The 18464-nt window shown below is 63.7% G+C and carries 12 protein-coding genes; 4 read left to right on the plus strand and 8 right to left on the minus strand.

Annotated features, from left to right (window positions below):
- Positions 1 to 202: 202 nt before the first annotated feature.
- The 4 genes from L0U82_RS11340 to L0U82_RS11355 all read right to left on the minus strand — a co-directional run bounded on the left by L0U82_RS11340 (position 203) and on the right by L0U82_RS11355 (position 4163).
- Positions 203 to 1042, minus strand: a complete 840-nt coding sequence (locus L0U82_RS11340) for a competence/damage-inducible protein A (protein ID WP_233830946.1) — start codon at positions 1040 to 1042, stop codon at positions 203 to 205.
- Between the two features lie 19 nt (positions 1043 to 1061).
- Entirely contained in the window at positions 1062 to 1895 is an 834-nt protein-coding gene (locus L0U82_RS11345) for an EI24 domain-containing protein (RefSeq protein ID WP_233830949.1), read from the minus strand.
- A gap of 153 nt (positions 1896 to 2048) precedes the next feature.
- Entirely contained in the window at positions 2049 to 3047 is a 999-nt protein-coding gene (locus tag L0U82_RS11350; protein ID WP_233830951.1) for a sterol desaturase family protein, read from the minus strand.
- Positions 3048 to 3143: 96 nt separating this feature from the next.
- Positions 3144 to 4163, minus strand: coding sequence for a YVTN family beta-propeller repeat protein (locus L0U82_RS11355; protein ID WP_233830954.1), 1020 nt, complete (start codon positions 4161 to 4163; stop codon positions 3144 to 3146).
- 679 nt (positions 4164 to 4842) lie between these two features.
- On the opposite strand from L0U82_RS11355, the gene L0U82_RS11360 reads away from it, so the two are divergent.
- On the plus strand, positions 4843 to 7236 hold the full coding sequence (locus L0U82_RS11360) for a YadA family autotransporter adhesin (RefSeq protein ID WP_233830957.1): 2394 nt from the start codon (positions 4843 to 4845) through the stop codon (positions 7234 to 7236).
- A 218-nt stretch (positions 7237 to 7454) separates the two neighbouring features.
- On the opposite strand, the gene hrpA is transcribed toward L0U82_RS11360, so the two are convergent.
- The gene (hrpA, locus tag L0U82_RS11365) at positions 7455 to 11846 is read right to left on the minus strand and encodes an ATP-dependent RNA helicase HrpA (RefSeq protein WP_233830960.1); all 4392 of its coding nucleotides are present in this window, start codon (positions 11844 to 11846) and stop codon (positions 7455 to 7457) included.
- A gap of 23 nt (positions 11847 to 11869) precedes the next feature.
- Between hrpA and argA the strand changes: the two genes are divergently transcribed.
- The 3 genes from argA to proP all read left to right on the plus strand — a co-directional run bounded on the left by argA (position 11870) and on the right by proP (position 15989).
- The gene (argA, locus tag L0U82_RS11370; RefSeq protein WP_233830963.1) at positions 11870 to 13258 is read left to right on the plus strand and encodes an amino-acid N-acetyltransferase; all 1389 of its coding nucleotides are present in this window, start codon (positions 11870 to 11872) and stop codon (positions 13256 to 13258) included.
- Positions 13259 to 13327: 69 nt separating this feature from the next.
- A complete protein-coding gene (locus L0U82_RS11375; protein WP_026225286.1) occupies positions 13328 to 13600 on the plus strand; it encodes an oxidative damage protection protein in 273 nt (90 codons plus the stop codon).
- 919 nt (positions 13601 to 14519) lie between these two features.
- Positions 14520 to 15989 (plus strand): glycine betaine/L-proline transporter ProP, encoded by a 1470-nt coding sequence (gene proP, locus L0U82_RS11380; RefSeq protein WP_233830966.1) that lies wholly within the window; start codon positions 14520 to 14522, stop codon positions 15987 to 15989.
- A 427-nt stretch (positions 15990 to 16416) separates the two neighbouring features.
- Here the strand turns inward: proP and L0U82_RS11385 are convergent, their stop codons facing one another.
- From L0U82_RS11385 to L0U82_RS11395, 3 genes are read right to left on the minus strand one after another with little or no spacing between them, the layout of a single operon-like run.
- Positions 16417 to 16905, minus strand: coding sequence for a metallophosphoesterase family protein (locus L0U82_RS11385; RefSeq protein ID WP_233830969.1), 489 nt, complete (start codon positions 16903 to 16905; stop codon positions 16417 to 16419).
- 31 nt (positions 16906 to 16936) lie between these two features.
- Positions 16937 to 17743, minus strand: a complete 807-nt coding sequence (locus tag L0U82_RS11390; protein WP_233830972.1) for a hypothetical protein — start codon at positions 17741 to 17743, stop codon at positions 16937 to 16939.
- A 2-nt stretch (positions 17744 to 17745) separates the two neighbouring features.
- Entirely contained in the window at positions 17746 to 18321 is a 576-nt protein-coding gene (locus tag L0U82_RS11395; RefSeq protein WP_233830975.1) for a TMEM175 family protein, read from the minus strand.
- Positions 18322 to 18464 lie beyond the last annotated feature (143 nt).

Here is an 18464-nt window from a genome sequence, read left to right on the forward strand (position 1 = left end):
CTGGATCATGGTCGGCGGTGAATGTGACACGGCGATGATGGGAGCGGGCCGGGGAATTTGTGGTCGCTTGTGCCCTCTTCCGCCGGGGCTTGCGGCGTTATCGCGGCCTGTCCTGGCCTGCAGAGGCTGGAGCCAATGCCAGCCAGACCGGCCCGCGCGGCTCCGAGCTATCTAGCGAGCCGCTCGTCGATGCCAATGTCGGTTAGTTGCCAGGCTTGGCGGCGGCTGCCGATGCGGCCTCCGGCTCGACAATATCCCCGCCAAGCAGATGCACCCCCTCGCGCAGCTTCACGAACGCCGCCGCAACGGCCTCCGGCTCGCCCTTGACGCCCAGATCGATGTGATGCCGCGCATAGATGCCACCGCGCTCGGCGTCGCCCACGCTCGGCAGGCTGAATACCCGCACTCCGGCAAAATCGCGCTCGATCTTTTCCATCAGCGGCGTCAGGCGCGATTCCGGCAGCTCGAACACGAGCAGGGATTTTTCCGCGTGCGGCGTGGTGTGGTGCAGATGCGCGTATTGTGTGTCGAGCACCCACTCGATCATCGGCCACGCCATCACCGGGAAACCGGGCACGAAATGGTGCTGCTGAATCGAAAAGCCGGGGATCTTGTTGTAGCCGTTCGGAATGATCGATGCACCCTGCGGATACGTGCCCATGTTCAGGCGATGCCGGTTTTCGGGTGAGTCGAGGTCGAGCGGAGCCGGCGAATTCGCCGGATACATATCGCGAATACGCTCCTGGATCAGCTTCGCAGCCTCCGGGTGCAATTCGAGCGGCACGCCTAGCGCGGCCGCCGCGCACTGGCGCGTGTGGTCGTCCGGCGTCGCGCCGATGCCGCCCGTCGAAAACACGATGTCGCCCGACGCAAACGTGCGCCGCAGTGTCGTCGTGATGCGCTCCGGATCGTCGCCGATATACTCGGCCCAGCCGAGCGACAGCCCGCGCGCGCGGAGCAATTCGATGACCTTCGGCAGATGCTTGTCGACGCGTCTGCCCGACAGGATTTCGTCGCCGATGATGATGACGCCAAATGCCATTGCCGCCTCTTTCGTTTGATCAGTAAGGAACCGGCGCGCCGTGAGACGCGCCGCCATGCCCCTGGGCCCGCATGCGCTGCAGCGCACGCAGGCAGTAATAGCCGAACCACAGCGCCGAGAACACGAGGATGAATGCGTAAATCCAGATCGTCACCGCCGTGATCACCGGGAACAGCACGATCAGCCACACCGACGACGCCCACAACAGCGTCGGCAGCGAGCCCAGCAAACCGCTCGCGATGCCGATCAGCAGCAGCGGTAGCCGATGGCGCCGCACCAGCTCGCGCCGCTCGTCGGCCGTCGCGTGCAGCGCCAGCGCGTCGTAGCTCATCACGCGATAGGTGAGCCAGCCCCACAGCAGCGGCGGAATCAGCGCGAAAAACGGCGGCACGAGCCACAGCGGCAACGTGACGATCAGCAGCACCAGACAAAGCAGTGTGCTCCACAGCACCTGAGCGAGGCTACCGTACCACGTTCCGCCTTTGCGCATTTCAAGGCCGGCAAACTGCCGGGTGCCGAGAAAACGGATCACGGACGGCATCGACAGCGTCGCGATCAGCAGCAGCACCGTGACGACGATCAGCGGAATCGCCACCGCGATCACGATGAACGGTGCGATCACTGCATGCAGCGACGAAAAACCGAGCCAGTCGAACAGGTGGTAAAGCGTGCCGGTAAAGGACCAGGCCTCGAGCCACGAACGGGTTGTGCCCGTCAGCGTCTGCCAGAAAAACCACAGCATCACGCCCCAGCCGAGCGTTGCGACGATAAACGGCTTGAAGGTCAGCCAGAGCATGCGCGGATGGAACGCGCTTGCGAGCGCGCGACCGAGCGAACGCAACAGATCATTCATGCGAGCCAGTGCCTGCGAACGGAACGGTGGGAAGGATAACCGTGCCGTGCGCCGGCCAGCCACGCGGGGACACAGCAGCGTGCGCACGAACGTGCACAGGATAAACCACGGGACGCGCCGCCGGGGCGAGTAATGGCGCGGCGGTCGACGTGCTCAAATGGCGGCGGCGTCGTTACCCGGCGCGCGGCGCTTCGGCGTCAAACGTCGCGCGATGCGTACGAACGCGAGCCAGTGCTGGGCCCAGAAGCCATCGCCATAGCGACGCCCTTCGAGCTGGTCGCTGATGCCGGTCGGCTCCATGTCGCGGCTCCACGAGACGCTGCCGAACAGCATGTCCCACCACGGAAACAGTACGCCGAAGTTGCAACCGTAGTTGAGCCCCTCGTGACCGTAACCCATTGCATGGTGACGGCGATGGAATGTCGGACTGACCAGCAGCCGCTCGCCGAACCAGCCATAGTACAAACGGATGTTCGCGTGCTGAACGCTCTGCGCGAGGTTCGTGATCGCGACCAGCACGACGAACTGCGACGGCGGCACGCCGATCACGAGCGCGATCGTCGCGAAGAACGATGCCTGCAGCAAATCGTCGAGCAGATGATTGCGATCGTCCGACCATAGCGACATCTGCCGCTGACTGTGATGCACCGCATGCAGTTCCCACCACACGCCGATCCGATGTTCCCAGCGGTGATACCAGTAGCCGGCGAAGTCGAGCACGAGCAGATACATCACGAACGTGACGAGCGGCTGGGTAGTCACACCGGGCCACAGATTGTCGAAGTTGATGTTCGCGATGCCGTGCAGCCGCAACCAGCCCTGCACGTTGTCGAAGAACGGTTGCAGCGCGAAGAAAAAGAACAGATTGAGAATGCCGAGTTTGGCGATCCAGGTGTACAGCACGTCGACGCGCACCGCTTTCCTGTCCTCCCACCGCTCGACCGGACGCAACGCCTCGAGCGGGCGCAGCAGCGCATACATCGCGAGCACCTCGAACACGCCGACGATGACCCAATACAGGCTGTCGTACGTGTCTTCGTCGTAGTCCATCAGGTTGAAGCGATACAGCAGCGGTTGCACCACGTCGACGTACAGCCATGTCTGCATGACTGAAACGATATTGTCGAGCGAAGAAAAAATCAGATGGAACATAGTGCTGGCCTGGTTACTTCGTCCGTGCTGTTTGTTTCATCCATGGCTCGAGCGCGGTGCCCTGCTGTGTACGCTCTCCGTGGCCCTTGAATGCCTTCAGGCCCCATTGGGCGCCGTAACTGGCGCGCGGTCGAAGAAATAGATACCGTGCGGCGAGCGGCCCACCGCAATGGTCTGGATCAGCTTGTGCGTATTCAGGTCGATGATGCCGACGTGCTTTGCGAAGCGGAACGTAACCCACAGATAGCGTTTGTCGGCGGAAAGTTCCATGTCGTCCGGCCCCGGCAACAGGCCGGTGATGTCGCCGACGTTGGTGAGCGTATCTTCATCGAGAATACTGATCGTGCCCGCCACCCGATTCGACACCGCAACGTGACGGCCATCCGCGAGCGAGCGGAAGTTGTGCGCGCCCTTGCCCGTGTGGATCGTCTTGACGATCTTCTGGTTGCGCCAGTCGACCACCGCGACGTAGTCTTCGCCGGTCATGCCGACGAGCAGATATTTTTCGCCCGGCGTCATCCACAAACCAGCCGGCACCTTGCCGACTTTCATCTTCCACTTCACGGTTTGCGTGGGCAGGTCGATCGCGGCGAGTTCACCCGAGATCTGCAGCGTGACGAATACTGTTTTGCTGTCGCTCGAAAACGCCATATGGCTCGGCATAACCGCGAGCGGCAGGCGTGACGCGAGCGCCATCTGGTTCTTCTGGCTGTCGTAGTGATAGATGTCGAGGCGGTCGAGACGCAGCCCGGTCGTGACGAGCCATTTGCGGTCCGGCGAAAAACCGATCTGATACGGATCCTCGATGTTCTCCACCCAGCGCTGCACCTGGCCCGTCTTCGGATCGACGAACATCAGATTGTTCGACACAGAATTGGCGACGATCAGCGATGAATTGTCCGGCGTGACCATCAGATGGTGCGGCTCTTTTCCGGTGGGAATAGTACCCACGACCTGGCGGCTGTTCTCGTCGATCAGGCTCAGCGTGGCTTCACCGGAGTTGAGCACGATCACGTTATTGGCATGAGCCGCCGGGGAGAAAAAGCCTGCGGCAACGACCAGCGCGGCGCTCGTGGCGAACGTGGCCGTCAAGCCGGAAAGAAAAAAATTACGCATGAAAACTCGCTTCGGAGAACAACCGTCATTGTAGAACGTTTGCCGCGCCCAGCGGTTGACGGAAGTCGTCTCGCGGAGCCCGGAAAATGGAGGGCGGGATGAGTTGTAGCGGCCTGCCCGCCGAAGCTTTCAGTACCTGTGGCGCATGCTTTCGGGGTGAAATCAGGGTGCTGACTGTCGACGATGCCAAATTGCCTCCGGCGTTCATTAACGATAGCCCAACTTACTTTTAAGATAAATCGGCTTACTTTTAGAATCACGCAATTCATCATTGGAAGCAATAGGAATATTCCTGTTTCTTATCAATAAAATGTCTTTTATTTAGATAGGTCTTGCTTGCTCGATTTAGGAATTTGCTGATATTCGAGTCATACGTCCAGACCGGACACTGTCCTTTCAAGCACAGGCGCTTCCGCCAGTACTCGCTGACGCTCGCTCCTGCGGCTCAGGCGAGCGACAGGATCGCTCGGGCACGCTCTCACGCCAAAACGGACGAGCGCCGAGAAAGCATGTCAGCTCGCTATTCTCATGTTTTTGCGATTTACCTCGGGCAATAAGTCCTGAGGAATTACCGTTTTATCGTACGCCATGAGTTAATTTGAGTCAAAAGCACATTAATCAATAATATGGAGGTTTCGAATTGACGAATAAAAATATTGTAATGATCAGTGGTACGGCAATGCGCAGAAAAGCCGTTGCGCAAGCGGTTCGGAACACCTTGGGCGTTGCGCTGGCGGCAACGGCGTTGCACGTCGCGAATGTACGGGCCGCCGTCGATTCAGCCGATCCAGTCGCAGCCGGCGTGCCGGGCATTGGCGCGACTACGCTCGGCGAGCAGGCCACCGCGGCCGGTGACGCCTCGCTCGCCGTCGGCTGGCAGGCCAATGCACAAAGCGACGGCGCAACGGCGTTGGGGGCGGCTGCCAATGCCCAAGGCGAAGCCGCGCTTGCGCTCGGCCGGGACGCGAGCGCGCTCAGCAGCGGCGCAAGTGCCGTGGGTGCCGGTGCGAACGCACAGGGAGAACGCTCAAGCGCTTTGGGACTGAACGCAACGGCGCTTGGAGTCGACTCCGTTGCGGCAGGCTCGGGTTCCATGGCGGCAGACAACAGCGCTGCGGCATTCGGCTCCCTGTCCAGCGCAACCACCGTCGGAGCAACCGCACTCGGCTACAACGCGCAAGCCGCTGGTGCCCGCTCGCTTGCAACCGGTGCATGGGCGAGAGCCAGCGCGGACTGGGGCGTTGCACTCGGCAGCGAAGCAACCGTCAGCGGCATTGGCGGGATCGCGCTCGGCGTCACCGCCGAGGCAGCCGGCACTCGCGCCAGCGCGATCGGGTTCGGCGCGACGGCAACCGGTGCCAACGCTATTGCCTTCGGCGCCGGCGCAAACGCCGCGGCGGATAACGGCGTCGCGCTAGGCGCGAATTCCAGCACGACCGCCGATCTGTCTCAACCAGCCTTCGCGCCGGTGGGAACGGGCGCGACTTCAATTGCCGCAGCCATTCCGGTCGGCGAGGTGTCGCTCGGTTCGGCAGCTAGCGAGCGTCGGCTGACTCACGTCGCGGCGGGCGCGGCGCTCACCGACGCCGTCAACGTAAGCCAGTTGAGCGCGGTCGACGGCAAGATCGATGCGATTGCCCAAAGCAGCGCCCAACACTATTTCAAAGCCGGCGGCCCGATCGACGATTCCAACGAGGCCGTCGCGAATGGCACGCACACGCTGGCGGCGGGCAGTCATGCGAACGCCACCGGCACCAATGCAACGGCATTCGGCACGAGCGCCAACGCAAACGGAAACGGCGCAATTGCGCTCGGCTACGGCGCGAACGCTGCCGCGAGCAACGCGATGTCACTCGGCTATAACGCGAGTGCGCTGGCCATCGACTCCGTTGCGCTCGGCCACGGCTCCATTGCCGATCGCGTTGGCACGGTTTCGGTCGGCTCCATCGGCAACGAACGTCAGATCACTAACGTCGCGGCGGGATCAGCGGATACCGACGCGGTCAACGTTGCGCAACTGAAGGCTGTCGGCGACCTAGGTGCGGCGACGGCCGCAAGGCTCGACACGGCGGTCATGTACGACACGAACGCCAATGGCAGCGTCAACCGCAACAGCGTCACGCTCGGCGGCGACCCGACCACCGGCACCGCGATCCATAACGTCGCGAATGGCGTGGAAGCGACGGACGCGGTCAACGTCGCACAACTGCGGGTAGTGAGCGACCAGAGCGCGGCAACGGCCTCGAAGCTCGACGCGGCGATCATGTACGACACCAACGCCGATGGCAGCGTCAACCGCAACAGCGTTACGCTCGGCGGCGACCCGACCACCGGCACCGCCATCCATAACGTCGCGAACGCCGTGGAAGCGACTGACGCAGTCAACCTCGGTCAGCTCACTGCAGCCCTCGATGGCGCGATCAGTGACGTCGTGGTCAACTCGACGAGCCCCGCCTTCAGCGCAGACAGCGACCGTAGAACTGAAGGTGCGGTGTCATCGGGTACGCACGCAGTCGCGGCCGGAGCAAATGCCCGGGCTACGGGCGCAAACGCAACGGCCGTCGGCACGAACGCGGTAGCGGGCGGCAACAACGCCACTGCGCTCGGCGCCACCGCGAACGCGAGTGCCGACAATTCGGTTGCGTTGGGTCAAGGCTCGCTGGCTGACCGGGTGAATACCGTGTCGATAGGCAGCGCGGGCAACGAACGCCAGATCACTCACGTCACAGCGGGTGTGCAAGGTACAGACGCAGTCAACGTCAATCAACTGCGGCAAAGCGTGGGCACTGCGGTCGACCAGGCAAACCACTATACGGACGACCAGATTCGCTCGGCACGCCGCGACGGATACGGCGGCACCGCAACCGCGCTCGCGATGGCGGCCCTGCCGCAAGCGGTATTGCCGGGACGCGGCATGATTGCAATGGCCGGTGGCATGTACGCTGGCCAGTCAGCGCTGGCCCTCGGCGTGTCGCAGTTGTCGAATACAGGCGCGTGGGTCTACAAGGTTCAGGGCAGCACCGATTCACGTGGTCAGTTCGGTGCATCCGTCGGCGCGGGGATGCATTGGTAGCCGAATCGATGGGACTGGCCAGACCAAGGCTGATCGCGGTCGAGCGCTGCGATGGCCTGCCACGGCAACTGCAGCCCGGCGCGCTACGGCGGCTAAAGCCGGCACAATGTGTGCGCGTCATCGCTCTGACCGGCATCGTGCCCCGCACGTCGGCAAAAAGCGCCGCGGCGGTCCGGGCATTGCGCAGCGCCCAGGCCGCGCAACCGCCGTCGCCTCGCTTAACGTTGCATCGACTCCCACACCTTGTGGAGGCGCTTTACGGAAACCGGCATCGGCGTGCGCAGCTCCTGGGCGAACAGCGAGATTCGCAGTTCCTCCAGCAGCCAGCGGAATTCCGCGAGCCGTGGATCCACCACGCCACCGCGCTGCGACACTGCGCGCTGGTAGTGCTGGAACAGCGGCTGGAATTCGGCAGCTTGCCGCGTATCGCGCGTCGCGTCCGCCCGCAACTTGTCGATCCGCAGCGCCATCCCCTTCAGATAGCGCGGGAAGTGCGCGAGCTGCGTATAAGGCGTGTCGACCACGAAGCGCTTGCCGACCAGCGTATCGAGCTGATTTTGCAGGTCGGCGTGCGCGGCCGCGAACGGCTTCGCCTGCACGAGCTTCTTCGTCAGGCTCGCGTACTCGCTGAGAATCTGCCCAACCAATCGCGAGATTTCCTGCGCGAGGAGCGTCAGGCGACTGCGTCCTTCGTCGCGTCGCGTGTGAAAGCTTGCGTCATCGTCGGGCAGCGGGTCCTGCAGACACGCGCGGTCGAGCGCAGTGTCGATCAGTTGATCGCGCAATTCTTCCTGGGTGCCGCGCGGCATGAACTGCATCGCCATTTCGCGCAGGCCCGGCAGATTCTTTTCCAGATATCTGATCGGCTCCTTCAACTGCAGCGCGAAGAGCCGGCGCAAGCCCGCGCGATGAATTCGCGCGGCTTCCTCCGGCGAATCGAACACCTCCACGTCGCAATGCGTTCCACGATCCACCAACGCCGGGTAACCGAACAGCGTCTGACCGCCGCGGCGAATTTCGAGCAGTTCCGGCAACTTGCCGAAATTCCACGTGGTCAGTTTTTCATAGAGTGCGGTGCCCGCTGCCTGAGCTTGCGGCGTGGTCTGCGGGCCGGATGCAACCGCACCCTTGCCGCGAGCTGCGCCGCCTGCGGCCGGCTCCGCGCTTTGCAGGGGCGTCGCGACACCGCTGCCGCCGGCATCGGCCAACGCCGCGCCGGCCGCGCCGGACACGATCTTCTGGAAATGCTGTTGTGCCTGGCCGCCGAGTTCGGCGCGCAGTTGCGACAGATTGCGTCCCATCGCGAGCTGCCGCCCATGCTCGTCGATGACCTTGAAGTTCATGAACAGATGCGCGGGCAGCGTCTCGAGTTTGAAGTCGGACTGCTTCATCGCGATCTGGGTCTGTTCGCGCACATCGGCGATCAGCGCTTCGAGCAGGCCGCCCGCGCCGAAACGCTGCGCGCCGTGCCGCTCGGCGAAACCCGCTGCGTAGTCGGGCAGCGGCACGCAATGACGACGCAGCTTCTGCGGCAACGACTTCAGCAGCAGTTGCGTCTTTTCCTTCAGCATGCCGGGTACAAGCCATTCGCAGCGGCGCGCGTCGACCTGGTTCAGTGCATACAGCGGCACCGCAAGCGTTACGCCGTCGCGCGGCGTGCCCGGCTCGAAGTGATAGGTGAGCGTCATCTCGATGCCCGCCATCGTCAGACGCTTCGGGAACAGATCGGTCGTGACGCCGGCCGCTTCGTGCCGCATCAGATCGTCGCGCGACAGATACAGCAGCCGCAGCTTGTCTTCCGCCTGGCCGCTCTTTTTCACCTCATCGCGATACCAACGCTCGAACGATGCACCCGTGTAGATGCCGTTGGGCACCGCCTGATCGTAAAACGCGAAAATCAGCTCGTCGTCAACGAGTACGTCCTGACGGCGCGACTTGTGTTCGAGCTGTTCGATATCGGCAAGCAGTTTGCGGTTGTGCGCGAAAAACGCGAGCTTCATATCGAATTCGCCTTCAACGAGCGCGCCGCGAATGAACAGCTCGCGCGCCCGCGCCGGATCCTGCTTGCCGAACGCAATACGCCGCCGATGATAGATCGGCAGGCCGTACAGCATCGCGCGCTCGAACGCGGACACCTGCGCCGCGCGCTTTTCCCAATGCGGCTCCGACAGCGACTTTTTCAGCAGATGCGCACCGACCTTCTCGATCCACTCCGGCTCGATCTTCGCGATACAGCGCGCGTACAGGCGGCTCGTTTCGACGAGCTCCGCGGCCATCACCCATTTGCCGGCCTTTTTCACCAGCGCCGAGCCGGGCCACAGATAAAACTTGATGCCGCGTGCGCCGAGGTAGTACGGCTCGTCATCGGCTTTCAGGCCGATATTGCCGAGCAGACCGGTCAGCAACGCAAGATGGATCTGCTCGAACGTCGCTTCGGCTTCGTTCAGACGCCAGCCATGCTCGCGCACGACCGTCAGCAGTTGCGAATGAACATCGCGCCATTCGCGCAGCCGCAGTTGCGACAGGAAGTTCTTGCGGCACTCGTCCTGCAACTGGCGGTTCGACTTCTTGTGCGCGATGGCTTCGTCGAACCAGTTCCAGATTTTCAGCCACTGCAGGAATTCGGAGCGTTCATCGGCGAAGCGGCGATGTGCCTGATCGGCCTGCTCCTGCGCTTCGATCGGACGGTCGCGCGGGTCCTGCACGGACAGCGCGCTCGCGATGATCAGCACTTCCTTCAGCGCCTGCTGGTCGCGCGCGGCCAGAATCATCCGGCCGATGCGCGGATCAAGCGGCAGCCGCGCGAGTTCGCGGCCGAGCGGGGTCAGACGGTTGTCGTCGTCGACAGCGCCGAGTTCGTTGAGCAGCTGATAGCCGTCGGAAATCGCGCGGCTGGGTGGCGGCTCGATAAACGGGAAGGTTTCGATCGCCGTCAGATGCAACGACTTCATGCGCAGAATCACCGACGCGAGCGACGAGCGCAGAATCTCCGGATCGGTAAAACGCACGCGTCCCTGGAAGTCGCCTTCCTCGTACAGACGGATGCACACGCCGTCGGCGACACGACCGCAACGCCCCGCCCGCTGGTTCGCGGCGGCCTGCGAGATCGACTCGACCTGCAACTGTTCGACCTTGTTGCGATACGAGTAGCGCTTTACGCGCGCGAGCCCGGTATCGACCACATAGCGGATGCCGGGCACCGTCAGCGAAGTCTCGGCAACATTGGTTGCAAGCACGATGCGGCGCGCGTTCGACGCGCGGAACACGCGCTCCTGCTCGGCGGCCGACAGGCGCGCGAACAGCGGCAGAATCTCCGTATGCGGCGGATGATGCTTGCGCAGTGCTTCGGCCGCGTCGCGAATCTCGCGCTCGCCGGGCAGGAACACCAGCACGTCGCCGGGGCCTTCGCGGCACAGTTCGTCGACGGCGTCGACGATCGCCTCCATCAGATCGCGATCGGTCTCGCGCTGGGTTTTCGGCCGCTCGCGGCCCGACGAAGTGGCCGAGGTGCCCTGCGCGGCCTTGACGGCCGGACTGTCCTCGACCACCGGCCGGTAGCGCAGCTCGACCGGATACAGCCGCCCGCTCACCTCGATCACCGGCGCGGGCTTGTCATCGCTGCCGAAATGGCGCGCAAAGCGGTCGGCGTCGATCGTCGCCGACGTCACGATCAGCTTCAGATCGGGACGCTTGACGAGAATCTCCTTCAGATAGCCGAGCAGGAAATCGATGTTCAGGCTGCGTTCGTGCGCCTCATCGATGATCAGCGTGTCATAGGCCTTGAGCAGCGGATCGGTCTGCGTTTCGGCGAGCAGGATGCCGTCGGTCATCAGTTTGACCGATGCGCCCGGGGCAAGGTTGTCGCTAAAACGCACCTTGTAGCCGACCACTTCGCCGAACGGCGTGCCGAGTTCCTCGGCGATACGGCGACCGGTCGCCGACGCCGCGATCCGCCGCGGCTGTGTGTGCCCGATCAAACCGCTGCCGCCGGCGCCGAGCCCACGGCCGAGCGTGAGACAAATTTTCGGCAACTGCGTGGTCTTGCCCGAACCGGTTTCGCCCGAAACGATCACAACCTGGTTTTCGGCAATCGCTCGCGCAATCTCTTCGCGGCGGCCGGAAACGGGCAAAGCTTCGGGAAAGGTGATCGGCGGAATCGGATTCGGCTCGATGACGCGCGCAGCACGCGGTTCGCGCGGTTCCTTGCGAGCTTTGCCGGGTTGCGCGTCGCGGGCTTCACGACGCTGCTCGCCGCGAGGCGTGGCATGTGGCTCGTTGCGAGGCACACGTTTGTGTTCGCCACCAGCAGCATTATCAGACGCCTTGCGGGATTCGCCATGCGACTCGCTTCGCACCCCGCCACCGCGGCGCTCATCACGCGAGCGACCCTGCGCATCGCCCCGCTGCTCGCGACGCTCATTGCTGCCTTCACCATGGCCTTCAGCCTGCACTTTCCGCGCAGCAGCGCCCGCCGCATGACGCGCCTCGCGCGCTGCTTCAGATTTTACATCCCGCGCGAGACGGCGATGCTCGTCGCCGGGGTTCGCCGGATCGGCGACCGGCGCCGTTTTCTCGTTCGCCGCAGCGGGACTTTTGGGTACATTCGACATGGGGGCGCATTATAATCCCCGGCATGAATTCCCAAACCGACCTCGTCCCCGCGCCCGCGAGCGTTCCGGCCCCCGCCGGCTCGACGGAAACCCTCGCCCAGCATGCGCAATTCGTCGACTGGATGCGTTCAGTCGCTCCTTATATCCACGCGTTTCGCAATAAGACGTTCGTCGTTGGTTTCGGCGGCGAAGTGGTGCATGAGCGGCTGCTGAATGCACTGGTTTCGGACATCGCGCTACTGCAGGCGATGGGCATCCAGATCGTGCTTGTGCACGGTTCGCGCCCGCAGGTCGAGGAGCAGATGAGCCTGCACGGCGTCGAATCGGAGTTCTCGCACGGCATGCGCATTACCGATGCGCGCGCGCTGGAATCCGCGAAAGAAGCGGCCGGCGAAGTGCGTCTCGACATCGAAGCCGCGATCAGCCAGGGCCTGCCGAATACCCCGATGGCGCACGCGCACATCAGCGTCGTGTCGGGCAACTTCGTAACCGCGCGCCCGGTCGGCATTCTGGACGGTGTCGATTTCCAGCACACGGGCCTCGTGCGCAAGATCGACGCGGATTCGATCCGTCATTCCCTCGCGAGCCGCAAGCTCGTGCTGCTGTCGCCACTCGGCTTTTCGCCGACTGGCGAGGCATTCAATCTGTCGATGGAAGACGTCGCATCGGCCGCCGCGATCGCGCTGCGCGCCGACAAGATCGTGTTCCTGACCGAAACACCGGGCCTGATGGAGCCGGGCGAAGACGGCCTCGAGCTGATCCGCGAACTGTCGCTCGACGATGCGTACAAGCTGCACGAAAGCGGCGAAGTCACCGGCGACACGGCGTTTTACCTGAAGCATTCGATCCGCGCCTGCCGTGGCGGCGTGCCGCGCGCGCACATCATCCCGTATGCGCTCGACGGCAGCCTGCTGCTGGAACTGTTCCTGCACGATGGCGTCGGCACGATGATCTCGTACGAGAATCTGGAGAGCCTGCGCGAAGCGACGCCGGACGACGTCGGCGGCATTCTCGCGCTGATCGAGCCTCTGGAGGCGGACGGCACGCTCGTGCGGCGCGGTCGTCACCAGATCGAGCGCGACATCGACCATTTCTCGGTGATCGAGCACGATGGCGTGCTGTTCGGCTGCGCGGCGCTGTATCCGTATTCGCAGGAGCGCATCGGCGAAATGGCGTGCCTGACGGTTGCGCCCGAAGCGCAAGGCACCGGCGACGGCGAGCGCCTGCTCAAGCGCATCGAGCAGCGCGCGCGGGCGCGCGGCCTCACGCGCATCTTCGTGCTCACCACGCGCACCGAGCACTGGTTCCTCAAGCGCGGCTTCGTCAAGGCCACGGTCGACGACCTGCCCGAAGACCGTCGCCGGCTCTACAACTGGCAGCGCAAATCGCTCGTGCTGATGAAACAGCTCTGAGCGGCCCCATCTGATCCGCACAGGCACAGGCGTCTGCGCGCCCAACATCGATTACAGGAGAAGCACAGCATGACTCGTATGGTTCAATGCGCGAAGCTCGGCAAGGAAGCCGAAGGCCTCGATTTCCCGCCGCTGCCGGGCGAACTCGGCAAGCGGATCTACGAAAGCATTTCGAAGGAAGCCTGGCAGAGCTGGTTGAAACAGCAGACCATGCTGATCAACGAAAATCGCTTGAATATGGCTGATCCGCGTGCGCGCCAGTATCTGATGAAGCAGACCGAAAAATTCTTCTTCGGCGAAGGCGCGGATACCGCGTCGGGCTACGTGCCGCCGTCGGCCTGAGTCAGGCGGATTGCTTTTTCGCTTGACGACGCGCACCGCGTCAGCCAAGGCAGCACAAAAAATCCGCGCCATGAGCGCGGATTTTTTTCGTCCGAATTCGGCCTAGCCGCGTCGCACTCTCACTCCCCGTTTGCCCGGCGTCCCGATGCCCCGTTGTCTCGAGGCCCCAGTCCTTCAGCCCCTCAGCCCCTCAGCCTCCCGATTTTTGCTGTCCGCTCGGTTTCGCAGGCACCTAATTTTCTGCCTTCTGCCTTCTGCCTTCTACTTGCCCGACTCCCCAACTTCCCGCCCTCCCCCTCAACCATCTTTCCCCCACCCACCCCAACAAAAATTGTTCTAAGCAGTCCGTTTTCCCAACGGATTCGACCCCGCCAAATCCCCCGCCCAGCAGCGGATTGAGCCCGTCGACAGCATCCACCCGAACCCCCGGTTTGCACGATCATCGCCCATCGTGCTAACATGTTCATCGTTTCAACAGCCATTTACCTTCATTCGCGTTCGCCTCAAGCGGCCCCGCCATACGTGCGCCGTTCCGAATCGAACTGTTTTCAAACAAGAAGGCTCGTCGGTCGTTTCCCCGCATAAGCGGAAATTCAAGACCGGCCTTTTTCGTTTCAAGCCTTTCAGCGGCGCCAGAGTCAACTGCGAGTCAAGCTCCAGTTACCTCAGCGTCCTTCATGCATCTGCCCCCCTTCCACGGCCACGCAGGTGCAACAGTCAGCACAATCTAGACAAGTGTTTTTTCGCGACAGGGTCGCGAGGCACGGGCGTTTTCCGTTTGATCTTTACGCCCCTTCTTTCGCCGCCGGCTGCCGGTGCCGCGAATGCCCGCGCGTTGCCCTTGCTCGCGAAATCACACTTCCAGCAACCGTGGCGAAACGCATCACCGGTTTCGCCGCAGTCATTGGAGTTTTGAATCTTGACCGCTTCCAGTAACGGCTTCTGGCGACACGACAAAGAACAACAACGCCTGTCCCTCGACGACATCACGGTCGTCGACAACTCTCTCCTCAAGCGGGCCGTCGGCGCGATGGCGCTCGGCAACGCGATGGAATGGTTCGATTTCGGCGTGTACAGCTATATCGCGGTCACGCTCGGCAAGGTGTTCTTCCCGTCGTCGAGTCCGTCCGCGCAACTGATCGCGACGTTCGGCACGTTTGCCGCCGCATTTCTCGTGCGGCCGGTCGGCGGCATGGTGTTCGGGCCGCTCGGCGACCGCATCGGCCGTCAGCGCGTGCTCGCGATGACGATGATCATGATGGCGCTCGGCACCTTCGCCATCGGCCTGATCCCCGACTACGCGACGATCGGCATTTTCGCGCCGGTGCTGCTGCTGGTCGCGCGTCTCGTGCAAGGCTTCTCGACGGGTGGCGAATACGGTGGTGCCGCGACCTTCATCGCCGAATTCTCGACCGACAAGCGCCGCGGTTTCATGGGCAGCTTCCTCGAATTCGGCACGCTGATCGGCTACGTGCTCGGCGCGGGCACGGTCGCGCTGCTGACCGCGACGCTGTCGAGCGACGCGCTGCTCTCCTGGGGTTGGCGCGTGCCGTTCCTGATCGCCGGGCCGCTCGGGCTGGTGGGTCTCTATATCCGCATGAAGCTCGAAGAAACGCCCGCGTTCAAAAAGCAGGCCGAAGAGCGTGAAGCGGAAGATCGCGCGGCGCCAAAACAGTCGTTTCGCCAGCTGCTCGCGCAGCAGTGGAAGCCGCTTCTGCTGTGCGTCGGCCTCGTGTTGATCTTCAACGTGACCGACTATATGGCGCTGTCGTATCTGCCGAGCTATCTGTCGGCGACGCTGCACTTCAACGAAACGCACGGCCTGTTCCTCGTGCTGCTCGTGATGATCCTGATGATGCCGATGACGCTCGCCGCCGGCCGTCTATCCGACACGGTCGGCCGCAAGCCGGTGATGCTGCTCGGCTGCGTGGGTCTGTTCGTGCTGTCGATTCCGGCGCTGCTGCTGATCCGCATGGGCACGGTGCTGCCGGTGTTCGGCGGCCTGATGATTCTCGGCGTGCTGCTGTCGTGTTTCACCGGCGTGATGCCGTCGGCACTGCCGGCGCTGTTCCCGACCCGGATCCGCTACGGCGCGCTCGCGATCGGCTTCAACGTGTCGGTGTCGCTGTTCGGTGGCACGACGCCGCTCGTGACCGCGTGGCTGGTCGACCGCACCGGCAATCTGATGATGCCCGCGTACTACCTGATGGGCGCATCGCTGATCGGTGTCGCGTCGGTGCTCGCGCTGCGCGAAACCGCGCGCAAGCCGCTGCTGGGTTCGGGTCCGTGCGTCGCGACGCGCGCCGAAGCGCATGCGGTGCTGCGCGGCGAGCGTGAGGACGGGCAAAGGGATGAGCGCTACAGCGCGGCGGCAACCGCGCGGGCCTAAGGGCTGTTTGCGCGGCGACGCGCCCGGCAATCGGTGGTAACGACTTTGGGACTGCTCGCGCGAAACAAGCGGTTTGTTGTAGACATCCGGATTGGCGCGCGAGCGGCCTGCAGCCGTTCTGCCGTTCTGCCGTTCTGCCGTTCTGCCGTTCTGCCGTTCTGCCGTTCTGCCGTTCTGCCGTTCTGCCGTTCTGCCAGTCAGCCGGCATGACCGGGCCTGAAGGCTGTCGGCCACGCGGCACTCCGATCGCAAGCACGGCACGGCACGGCACGGCACGGCAAAGATTAGATTCGAACCGGTCGCGCTAGCAAAGCTGCGCGTCGCCCGCTGAACGAAGCACGACGAGCCCACCTCTCGACCTAACCGTCAGCCCCCTCTTCACTGCCCGCAAAAAAACGGCCAGCGCACCCCACGCCGCCCCGCTTTTTCACGCCAACAGCGAATCAAAACTCGCGTTCACCCGCCCCCCTTCCACCACCAGCAGCCCCGCGCAAACCGGCAGCTTGAACCGCCGCGGCCCGGCGCTCCCCGGATTAACGAACAGCACGCCGTCACGTTCGCTAATCGATGGCTTATGCGAATGACCGCTCACCACGACGCCGATACCTTCGTCGCTCGGCTCGCAGCCCAACTCGGCGATATCGTGCACGACAAGGATCGTCACCTGCCCAACGGTAAGCGTCGCGTGCGTCGGCAGCGACGCAGCCCAATCGCCGGTGTCGTTATTACCGCGCACGGCGGTGACCGGTGCGATCCGCGCGAGCGCATCCAGTACGTCGGGATTGCAGATATCGCCCGCATGAATGATCGCGTCGCAGCCGTCGAGATATCGCAGCGCTTCGGGCCGCACGAGGTTGTGCGTATCGGAGATAAGGCCGATGCGGGTCGCGGCTAACGGTGAAGGGCGTGAAGTCATGTCATCCGGCATCGATATCGTTCGGCCAAACTCATTCCGCCTGCGGCCCGGCCAGATCTCGCGACACAGCCTGAGGGCGCCCGTGCGAGCTCAGCATGCGGCGCGTGAGCCCGTGCGCGACGATCGACACGACCGCCGCGCACGCAAAGCTCGCCGCCACGCCGAATTGCGGCAGCAGCAGCGCGATCATCGCGAAGAACGTCGCGAATGAAACGCGCCCCACCACCATGCCCCGCATCAGCAGCGCGACGAAATCGGCACCGTGCGCGCGCTGCGCCGACACCGCGAGCACGCTCGCAAGCAACGGGAATACCGACAGCACGCCGCTCCACGCCGCGCCCATCGACGCGGACGCGGTCGTGACCACGAGCGTCAGCAGCGCGCCGGCCAGCATGCGCACCGCCAGATCGGCGAGACCGATGCGCGCGGCCGGCACCTTGCCGCTGACACGCGGCAAGCCGTTCTGCGATGCCGCGACGGCCACGCAAGCGGCCGCCAGCGCCCAACCGAACGAGCCCGGCAGCCGCACCAGCAGCAACGCGGTGCCGAGCCAGCCCGCCATGCCCGCGAGCAACGCGAGCGGCCACGCAAAACGCCGGCAGCTCCAGCCGTACGCGAGATTGAATGCCTCCGACGCGGCGATCGCCGCAATCGATGCGACCGCTGCCTGCGCCGCGAACCCCGGCCCGCGCTCGAGCGCAAGCAACAACACGATCGGCCCGGCAACGACCGGCAACGCCGACAGCCACCCGGCAACGGAAGGCCCCCACAGACGAGCGGCCAGCGTCAACGCGGCGAGAAACGCCGGCACCAGCACGAGCTTGAGCACGAGTAGCATGCTCAGCCTTCCATCACATGTTCGATGCGCCGATCTGGCACGAACCACCACACGGCGGCGAGCGCGTAGAGCGCGGCCGACACCCACGGCGCAACGAACGCAATGCCGATACCGGCCAGATAGATGACGACGGACACCTTGCCCTTGAAGTCGTTACCGACTGCTTTGGCGATCGTCGACTCCCTGCCGTGCTCGCGAATCAGCGCGTGGATCAGGATGAAATACGCGACCGCCGACATCAACAGCACGACGCCGTACATCGCGGTCGGCCACGCGGCCAGATGATTTTCGCCGGCCCAGTGCGTGACGGCCGGCAGCAGCGACAGCCAGAACAGCAGATGCAGGTTCGCCCACAGCACCCGGCCGTTGACTTTCTGCACCGCATGGAACGTGTGATGGTGATTGTTCCAGTAGATGCCGACGTAGATAAAGCTCAGCACGTACGCGCAGAACACCGGCGCCACCGGACGCAACGACGCGAGATCGTGGCCTTCGGGCACCTTCAGCTCGAGCACCATGATCGTGATGATGATGGCGATCACGCCATCGCTGAAGGCCTCGACGCGTCCCTTGCCCATGCTGCGATGTCCCCGATGAATGCGGTTGGGCGCACAGCCCGCCCGCGCGTTGCGCAGGGGCCGCGCCGCTGCCGATTATCGGCGATGCGGTGTCGCTTTGTCGATGCGCGTGAGTGGGCCAGTGCGGCTGGCCTGGCTTCCTC

It is taken from the genome of Paraburkholderia sp. ZP32-5 (assembly GCF_021390495.1).
Lineage (GTDB): Bacteria > Pseudomonadota > Gammaproteobacteria > Burkholderiales > Burkholderiaceae > Paraburkholderia.

Coding starts and splice junctions, on each gene's coding strand:
- L0U82_RS11340 (WP_233830946.1), bottom strand. CDS start 1,042: ATGGCATTTGGCGTCATCATCATCGGCGACGAAATCCTGTCGGGCAGA.
- L0U82_RS11345 (WP_233830949.1), bottom strand. CDS start 1,895: ATGAATGATCTGTTGCGTTCGCTCGGTCGCGCGCTCGCAAGCGCGTTC.
- L0U82_RS11350 (WP_233830951.1), bottom strand. CDS start 3,047: ATGTTCCATCTGATTTTTTCTTCGCTCGACAATATCGTTTCAGTCATG.
- L0U82_RS11355 (WP_233830954.1), bottom strand. CDS start 4,163: ATGCGTAATTTTTTTCTTTCCGGCTTGACGGCCACGTTCGCCACGAGC.
- L0U82_RS11360 (WP_233830957.1), top strand. CDS start 4,843: ATGCGCAGAAAAGCCGTTGCGCAAGCGGTTCGGAACACCTTGGGCGTT.
- hrpA (WP_233830960.1), bottom strand. CDS start 11,846: ATGTCGAATGTACCCAAAAGTCCCGCTGCGGCGAACGAGAAAACGGCG.
- argA (WP_233830963.1), top strand. CDS start 11,870: ATGAATTCCCAAACCGACCTCGTCCCCGCGCCCGCGAGCGTTCCGGCC.
- L0U82_RS11375 (WP_026225286.1), top strand. CDS start 13,328: ATGACTCGTATGGTTCAATGCGCGAAGCTCGGCAAGGAAGCCGAAGGC.
- L0U82_RS11385 (WP_233830969.1), bottom strand. CDS start 16,905: ATGACTTCACGCCCTTCACCGTTAGCCGCGACCCGCATCGGCCTTATC.
- L0U82_RS11390 (WP_233830972.1), bottom strand. CDS start 17,743: ATGCTACTCGTGCTCAAGCTCGTGCTGGTGCCGGCGTTTCTCGCCGCG.
- L0U82_RS11395 (WP_233830975.1), bottom strand. CDS start 18,321: ATGGGCAAGGGACGCGTCGAGGCCTTCAGCGATGGCGTGATCGCCATC.